This window comes from Pseudochrobactrum sp. AO18b (genome assembly GCF_000409565.1).
Lineage (GTDB): Bacteria > Pseudomonadota > Alphaproteobacteria > Rhizobiales > Rhizobiaceae > Pseudochrobactrum > Pseudochrobactrum saccharolyticum.
Genome location: NZ_ANNO01000342.1, coordinates 1 through 8,819, shown reverse-complemented (window position 1 = coordinate 8,819; position 8,819 = coordinate 1). Strand labels below are relative to the sequence as shown.

The window sequence follows — 8,819 nt, the reverse complement described above, 5'->3', positions numbered from 1 at the left end:
TGCCAACATATTGCTGTTACAAAACTGACTCGTGATTTGGCTGATTTGCCTTCAGAATGAAGGTCTTGCCTGCTAAAATGGCGGGGTTTTTATCCACATAAAGGCAATTTTTTTTCATCAGCCATATTTATTGTATTTTACTTAAATTATCAGTGTTGATAAAATATTTTATCCCATTGAATAATATGATTTTATGGCAATTTGTTTTAGTTTCGTTCTTTGTAATAAAATTTTAGAATTAGCCAATAATATTGCGATTAATAACAAAGTTTCTCTTTTGTTTTAAAATAATCTCCTTCGACTAAAGGCGCACGACTGAGAACTGAAAATAGATGTTTGACTCTGCCTGAAAAACTCATACTAGAATCCGTCTCAGTACTTTAACAGGGAGGGTTATATGTATCGTAAAATTTTGCTCGCAGGTGTCTGCGCACTCACACTGACCGGCGCTTTTGCCGGTGCAGCATCTGCCGAAGTCGTTCTGAACCGTGGTAACGACACAGATCCGGCAACATTGGATCATCACCGCACATCCACCGTTTCCGAAGGCCGCATCATGGCCGATCTCTATGACGGCCTTGTCCGTCAGAGCGCCAAAGGCGAAGCTGTTGCTGCCACCGCCAAGTCCTGGGATATTTCCGAAGACGGTCTGGTTTACACATTCCACCTGCGTGACGATGCCAAATGGTCGAATGGCGATCCGGTAACTGCCGGTGATTTCCTGTTCACATTCCGCCGCATTATGGATCCTAAAACTGCTGCCGGTTATGCCAGCATGCTATTCCCGATCAAAAACGCTGAAGATGTGGTTGGTGGTAAGAAACCACTTGAAGATCTGGGCGTTGAAGCGGTCGATGATCTGACCCTCAAAATCACCCTGAAAGGCCCGACACCGTATTTTCTTGAGCTGCTGACCCACCAGACCGGTCTGCCGATGAACAAGAAAAGCGTTGAAGAAAACGGCGATAAATTCACAACGCCGGGCAAAATGGTCACCAATGGTGCCTATCAGCTGGTCAGCTTTACACCAAACGACAAAATCGTCATGAAGAAGAATCCGAATTTCTATGACGCCGATCAGGTCAAGATCGATGTTGTTAACTGGATTCCTTTCGAAGACCGCGCCAGCTGCATGCGCCGCTTTGAAGCCAAAGAAGTGCAGGTCTGCTCCGACGTTCCGTCCGAACAGATGGACTATGTGAAGAGCAAACTGGCTAAAGAATTCCGTATTGCCCCTTATCTCGGCTCCTATTATCTGCCGGTTAAAGGTAAAGTTGCCGACAGTAAACTGAAAGACCCGCGTGTTCGTGAAGCCATCTCCATGGCGATTGACCGTGAATTCATGGCAGAACAGGTCTGGCAGGGCACTATGCTTCCGGCCTATTCCGTGGTTCCTCCGGGCATTGCCAATTATGTTGAAGGCGGTGTGAAGGCTGAATATGCCGACAAAGACATGCTGGAACGTGAAGATAAAGCTAAAGAGCTTTTGAAAGAAGCCGGTGTTGAGCCGGGCAGCTTGTCAATCGAACTGCTCTATAACACATCCGAGAACCACAAGAACACAATGGCCGCGATTGCGGATATGCTGAGCAATATCGGCATCAAAGCCACGCTCAATGAAACCGAAGGTGCTACCTATTTCAACTTCCTGCGTGAAGATGGTCCTTTTGACATCGCCCGCGCAGGCTGGATCGGCGATTATAATGATCCGCAGAACTTCCTGTTCCTGACCCAGAGTGACGTCAGCTTTAACTATTCCAAGTGGAAGAACAAAGACTACGATGCTCTGATGGCTAAAGCTGAAGCCACAACAGATCTTAAAGCCCGCGCGGAAATTCTTGCCGATGCGGAACGTCTGTTGCTCAAAGAAACAGCCGTTATTCCGGTGCTGTATTATTCATCACGCGCTCTGGTCTCCGAAAATATCGAAGGCTGGTATGACAATTTGATGGATGCACACGCAACCCGCTGGCTGTCGCTCAAACAGTAAGTATTTTTACTGGCAGGCTGCATATTCACCTATGCAGCCTGTTGCATATCAAACTATTTTAACTTTGCCGCAGCCATTATTTTTATGAAGGTTGCAGTCAGGAAAATTATATGTTGAGCTATACGCTGCGGCGGCTGGCCAGCGCGATCCCGACGATATTTATCATCATCACGCTGACCTTCTTCATGATCCGGCTTGTTCCGGGCGGCCCGTTTGATCTTGAGCGCCCGATTGATCCGCTGATCCTCGAAAACCTGAAAAAAGCCTATAATATGGATGCGCCTTTATGGCAGCAATATCTGATTTATTTAGGCAATCTGCTTCAGGGTGATCTGGGCCCGAGCTTTGCCCGCCGTGACTTTACGGTCAATGATCTGTTCGCTTCCGGCCTGCCGGTTTCCATCATGCTCGGTGGTCTGGCTCTCACACTTGCCGCCATTCTCGGCACATTGCTGGGTGCACTTGCTGCCCTGCGCCAGAATTCATGGCTGGATTATACCATTGTTGCCGTAGCAACATTCGGCATCACCACCCCCAATTTCGTTGTCGCACCGCTGCTCAGCCTGTTCTTCGGCGTTATTCTCGGCTGGGTACCTGCCGGTGGCTGGTCTTCCGCCAATTTCACCTATTGGATTTTGCCGATCACCACACTGGCACTGCCGCAAGTGGCGGTGATTGCCCGCTTAGTGCGCGGCTCAACCATTGAAGCCCTGCGTGCCAACCATGTGCGCACCGCCCGTGCCTATGGTCTGCCTGCCCGCATCGTCGTCGGCGTTCATGCATTGCGTGCCGCTCTTCTGCCTGCTGTCTCCTATCTGGGGCCGACAGCTGCAGCTTTGCTCACCGGTTCGGTCGTTGTGGAAACCATTTTCGGTATTCCGGGTATCGGTCGCTATTTCGTACAAGGCGCATTGGGGCGCGACTATACATTGGTGATGGGCACTGTTGTCGTCATCTCGGTCTTTGTCGTGCTGTTCAACCTCGTTGTTGACCTGATCTATGCTTATCTTGATCCGCGGGTGCGCTATGACTGATATCTCAACAAATATGCCGTCTCACGGTGCACCGGAAGGCAACACAGCTGTTGCCGGCCGTTCCCTCTGGCAGGATGCATGGATCAGACTTCGCCGCAACCGCGCCGCTGTTGCCAGTGCCGTTGTGCTGATTTTTCTGTCACTCGTCGGTATTTTCGGGCCGATGGTCAGCCCGCATCCCTATGAAAAAATCTATCCGCAATTTGTGCGCGTAGCACCAAGCCTTGAAGCCTATCCGCGTGCGGATACGATTATTCCCGGCCTTGAACGGGAAATGGCGCGCGCGCGCCTGAAAGGCGGAGAACCGGAGCTTGCCGGTTCGAAACTCACTATTGACGTGACCTCAAGTGCGGGACGTGAACTGGATCAGCGCGTTCTGCGTTATTTCGAACGCTCCGATCTGTTCAGCAATCCGAGCCTTGAACTGGCAGCCGACAAGCTGAGCGGCAAGCTTTCGCTGGATGTGGCACGGAATTACTTTTTCTTCGGCACCGATAATCTCGGCCGCGATATGATGACCCGTACCTTTATCGGGGTACGTATCTCATTGGCTATCGGTCTGCTGGCTTCTGTTATGGCGCTTGTACTTGGCGTCAGCTATGGCGCTATTTCCGGCTATCTCGGCGGGCGCGCTGACAATATCATGATGCGTATTGTCGATATTCTCTATTCTCTGCCCTTCATTTTCTTCGTCATTCTGATGCTGGTGTTTTTCGGGCGGTCGATCATCATCATCTTCATTGCCATCGGTGCAACGGAATGGCTGGATATGGCACGTATTGTGCGCGGTCAGACCCTGAGCCTCAAACGGCAGGAATTTGTGCAGGCGGCAGAAGCGCTCGGTGCAACACGACGCGGTATTATTACCCGTCATATTATTCCGAACGCGCTGGGGCCGGTGATTGTTTTCGTTACCCTGCTGGTACCGAAAGCCATTCTGCTTGAAAGCTTGCTGTCCTTCCTCGGTCTTGGTGTTCAGGACCCGATGACATCGCTCGGCCTGCTGATCTCTGAAGGGGCGCAGAATATGCGTGGCGCTTCATGGCAGCTGATTTTCCCTGCAGTCACCCTGACACTCATTCTCTTTGCGCTGAACTTCCTGGGCGACGGCCTGCGTGACAGCCTTGATCCGAAGGACCGTTAAGATGACAGCAGAAACAGTCTTATCTGTACGCGATCTGCGCGTGACATTTGAAACCAATGACGGACCGGTTCATGCGGTACGCGGTATCAGCCTTGATGTGAAGTCCGGCGAGACCGTCGCAATTGTCGGTGAGTCCGGTTCCGGCAAAAGCCAGACAACCATGGCGATCATGGGATTGCTATCGTCGAATGGTAAAGCGACCGGTCAGGCGCTTTATCGCGGTCAGGATCTGGTCGGCATGTCCGACAAAGAGCTGAATAAGATCCGTGGTGCCAAAATCACCATGATTTTTCAGGAGCCGATGACCTCGCTTGATCCGCTCTATAAAATCGGCGATCAGCTGGCCGAGCCTTTGCGTTTCCATCGCGGAATGAGCAAAGCGCAGGCACGTCCGCGCATTCTGGAACTGCTGAAACTGGTCGGCATTCCCGAACCGGAACGTCGCATCGACAGCTATCCTTATGAGTTGTCAGGTGGTCAGCGCCAGCGTGTGATGATCGCGATGGCATTGGCGAATGATCCGGATATCCTGATAGCCGACGAACCGACAACGGCGCTGGATGTGACCATTCAAGCGCAAATTCTGGAACTGCTGGCCGATTTGCAGAAGCGCCTCGGCATGGCCATCGTTTTCATTACCCATGATCTGGGTATTGTGAAACGTTTTGCCGATCAGGTCTGCGTCATGCGCTCCGGTGAAGTGGTTGAAAGCGGTGCAACGGAGAAAATTTTTTCCTCTCCCGAGCATGCCTATACAAAAATGCTGCTTGATGCAGAGCCGGAAGGCACCAAAGCCGCACCACCGGCAACTGCACCTTTGCTGATTGAGGCAGATGATGTGTCTGTCACTTTCAATCTGGCAAAAGGCTGGTTGAAACCGCAGACGGTTCTGCGCGCGGTGGATGGTATTTCGCTCAACCTCAAACAGGGGCAGACCATCGGCATTGTGGGGGAATCCGGTTCGGGTAAATCTACGCTTGGCCGTGCTATCCTGCGCCTGCTGAAATCAGACGGGCGTATTGCTTATCTCGGCAAAGAGCTACCGACAGACCCGCAGGAAATGCGCCCGAAACGGCGCGAATTACAGCTGGTGTTTCAGGATCCGTTCGGCTCGCTCAGCCCGCGTATGACAGTGGGGCGGATCATCACCGAAGGGCTGCTGATCCATGAGCCGAAACTCTCTGCCAAAGAGCGGGATATCCGTGCCGGTGAAGCGCTGAAAGAAGTTGGTCTTGAGCCTTCAATGCGCAATCGCTATCCGCATGAGTTTTCCGGCGGACAGCGTCAGCGTATTGCGATTGCACGTACCATGATCCTGAAACCGAAAGTCATTGTACTGGACGAACCGACCAGTGCGCTTGACCGCTCGGTGCAGAAACAGGTGGTGACTTTGCTGCGTGATTTGCAGGAAAAATACGGCCTGTCCTATCTGTTCATCAGCCATGATCTGGCAGTGGTACGCGCCCTCTCCGATTATATTCTGGTGATGAAAACCGGTAAGGTCGTCGAAGAAGGCCAGACCGAGCAGATTTTCGATGCACCGCGTGAGGATTATACCAAAGCACTGATGCAGGCTTCCATGAGCGAAAAACGCTTCGGAGCGTAAAGATCAAAAGGCCGGAATTTATGTTCCGGCCTTTTATTTTTAATCCAGCACTTTACCGGGATTAAGAATATTATGCGGATCAAGCGCCGCTTTCAGTGTTTTCAGAGTCTGCAATTCGGCAGCGCTGCGGCTGTAATGCAGCCACGGTTTTTTATGCAGGCCGATACCGTGTTCCGCTGAAACCGAGCCTTTAAATGTGCGGATAATGTCATAGACAATATCTTCAACCGCACGGTCATCTTCGGTAAAATCCGTATATTTCGTAATATCAATATGGAAATTACAATCACCGACATGGCCGAAAAACAGGCTGGTCATACCCGGATAGCGGTTCTGCAATGCTGCCTGAATAGCATCTACTGCTGCACCGATCTGTGTTTGCGGGACTGACACGTCAAAACCAATGCACGGGCCTTCATGGGTCATGATTTCCGCAATGGCATCGCGCATTGTCCAGAATTCTTCGGCCTCACGATGGGATTGAGCAATGGCAGCATCGGCAATCCAACCCTCTTCCAAAGCATGTTCCAGAACCGACTGGAACAAATCCGCTTCCGCATCCGGTTCAGCGCCCTGCATATCCATCAACACATAAAGCGGATAGCTGCCTTCGAGTGGTGCGCGGGCATATTTCGCAGCCATATTGTAATAGTCGCCCCACATGGCTTCAAAAGCGCTGACGCGACCGGAAAGACGCTTTTGCGCATAATTCAGCAAATTCAGGGCATTCTCAAAATTCTCAAGCGCAACGACTGCGGCATTGGCACCGCCAATCCCCGGACGCAGACGCAGCACGGCACGGGTCACAACCCCCATTGTCCCTTCCGCACCGATAAACAGATGCTTCATGTCCAGCGCCGCATTGTTTTTCGGCATTTCATTCATCATGCTGAGAATTGTGCCGTCTGCCAGCACCGCTTCAAGCCCCAGTACCAAATCACGGGTCATGCCATAGCGGATCACACGATTGCCGCCCGCATTGGTGGAAATATTGCCGCCGATCTGGCAGGAACCGCGCGCGCCCAGATCCAGCGCAAAATTCATGCCTGCATTGCGCGCTGCATCCTGAATATTCTGCAAAATGGCACCGGCCTCGACAATCATCGTTCCTGCCTGCGCATTGATTGTCTCAATGCGGTTCATATTGCGCAGCGACAGAAGCACACAATCCTGTACCGGCACCGCGCCGCCGGCAAGGCCGGTCAGTCCGCCCTGCGGTACAACAGCGACACGGTGTTCATTACAGAGTTTCAGAATTTCAGAAACAGTTTGTGTATCCCGCGGCAAAACCAGAGCCAGCGGTGTACCGCCCTGCTCGTCGCTCCAGTCACTCAGATGCGAAATATCAAGATCAGAACCAATTTGAATGTCTTTACCGAGAAGACCGGATAGTTTTTCCAGCAGTAAGTGCCGGACAGAAGCGCTTTGCATTTCATTCCCCTTGATTTGTGAGATTATGTTTATTGGAATTGGCTCTGAATTGTTATAGGGATTTACAAAATTATTACGCTTCAGGTCGTTCTGTTTTTTAATAAGTTCGGCAGCAATCATCCTGCGGTCAAAATTAATATTGCCCGTCTTTTTACTGAGGTTTCTCATGCCATTGAATATGTCCCGCTCTGTTTTTGCCAAAACTTTCGTTCTGACTGCTGTGATCGCGCCGCTTTGGGCTGGCACTGCACTGGCATGGACAGGTGATGATGTTGCAAAGCGTCTGCAGGCTCTGCTCAAAGAACAGATGGTGGAACTGACATTCTCCAAAGCAGAAACCGACGGCAAAAATGTCATTCTGCATGATGCAAAAGCACAGCTTGCTCTGCCTAAAACTTCGACTGACGAAACAGAAGAAGTGGAAAAGGACGAGAAAGACAACGCCCCTGTTAATCTCGGCAAGATTACGCTGAGCAATATTACCGAGGGCGAAGGCGATGTTTATCTCGTTGAAAAAGCCGCATTTGATGATGTTAAAATCGTTGAAGACAACAGCGTTTTCACCACCTCTGATATCCGCTTCAACAATGTCAAACTGACCAAGGACCCGAAAGTCGATCTGCTCGGCCGTATGCAATATGCCGAGAGCTTTCATCTCGGTGCCATCAGTGTCACGGTCGAAGGCAAGCCGGTTTTTGAACTGAACGGCGTACATTTCGCGCAGGAACCTTTCAGCAAAGAAAAAGCCAGCAATTATAGCTGGGGCATTGAGGCGCTGAAGGTTGATCTTGAAGAAGCGAACCGCATTGATCAGGAAAAGAAGAAAAAAGAAGCCGCTGAGTTTCAGAAATCTGTAGAAGAAGCCACGAAAGCGGCAGAAGAAGCTGCGCAGGAAGCAGCAGAAGCGACCACCGAAAGTGCTGCACCGGCAACCGATGATGCCGCCCCTGCTGACAAGGCTGATGCTGCGGTTGCAGCCGATGCGAATCCAGATATTGCCACAGACAATACTGACGAGACGGTTGAAGACAGCGGCGACGCGGAAGAACTGGCAGAAGATACCAGTGATCTGGACATGGACGCAATCCGTGCGCTCGGACTGGAAAAAATTCACCTGACCATGGATGGCAAAGGCACCTGGTCACCTTATAGCGGCGAATATACTGTCGATCAGATGACCATTAGCGGTCAGAATATCGGTACCTATAATTATAAGCTCGCAATGGGTGGTTATAATCTGAAATTCATCAAAGCTGTGCAGGATCTGCTGACCAGTGTGATGGAAGACGGCGGCGACAACACTTCCATGCAGATTGCAGCCGTAGGCATGTTGCAGAACCTGTCCATCAGCAATATGGAATTGCGTTACGATGATGCTAATTTCTTCGGCAAAGTGCTGGACTATCAGGCAAAAGAACGCGGTATTACCCGTGAAGCGCTCGTACAGGAAATGAAAGACCAGCTGCAGATCGGCGTTGCTTATTTTGAAAATGAGCCGCTCGTTGTTGAGGCCGCTAAGGCCGTGGGCGAATATCTGGATGCACCGAAATCAATCAGCTTTAAAATCCAGCCGGAAAATTCGGTGACCTTCGGTATTCTGACAGCGGTTGGTAT

The 8,819-nt window shown here is 51.0% G+C and carries 6 protein-coding genes; 5 read left to right on the top strand and 1 reads right to left on the bottom strand.

Features of this window, described 5'->3' with window-relative positions; translation table 11 throughout:
* Positions 1–397: 397 nt before the first annotated feature.
* From A918_RS0113545 to A918_RS0113530, 4 genes are all read left to right on the top strand, one after another.
* Positions 398–1,990 carry a peptide ABC transporter substrate-binding protein gene (locus A918_RS0113545; RefSeq protein ID WP_022711587.1) on the top strand — a complete coding sequence of 531 codons (1,593 nt, stop codon included), beginning with the start codon at positions 398–400 and terminating at the stop codon, positions 1,988–1,990.
* 110 nt (positions 1,991–2,100) lie between these two features.
* Positions 2,101–3,024, top strand: a complete 924-nt coding sequence (locus A918_RS0113540; protein ID WP_022711586.1) for an ABC transporter permease subunit — start codon at positions 2,101–2,103, stop codon at positions 3,022–3,024.
* 13 nt (positions 3,025–3,037) lie between these two features.
* Positions 3,038–4,168, top strand: coding sequence for an ABC transporter permease (locus A918_RS0113535; RefSeq protein WP_370637862.1), 1,131 nt, complete (start codon positions 3,038–3,040; stop codon positions 4,166–4,168).
* A gap of 1 nt (position 4,169) precedes the next feature.
* Positions 4,170–5,774 carry an ABC transporter ATP-binding protein gene (locus tag A918_RS0113530; RefSeq protein WP_022711584.1) on the top strand — a complete coding sequence of 535 codons (1,605 nt, stop codon included), beginning with the start codon at positions 4,170–4,172 and terminating at the stop codon, positions 5,772–5,774.
* Positions 5,775–5,813: 39 nt separating this feature from the next.
* Here A918_RS0113530 and A918_RS0113525 read toward each other — a convergent pair whose 3' ends face one another.
* Complete coding sequence (locus A918_RS0113525) at positions 5,814–7,205, bottom strand: FAD-binding oxidoreductase (protein ID WP_028233802.1); 1,392 nt, start codon at positions 7,203–7,205, stop codon at positions 5,814–5,816.
* 166 nt (positions 7,206–7,371) lie between these two features.
* Here A918_RS0113525 and A918_RS20490 point away from each other — a divergent pair.
* Positions 7,372–8,819, top strand: a 1,448-nt coding sequence (locus A918_RS20490) for a hypothetical protein (RefSeq protein ID WP_033316131.1), incomplete at its 3' end; no start/stop codon positions are given.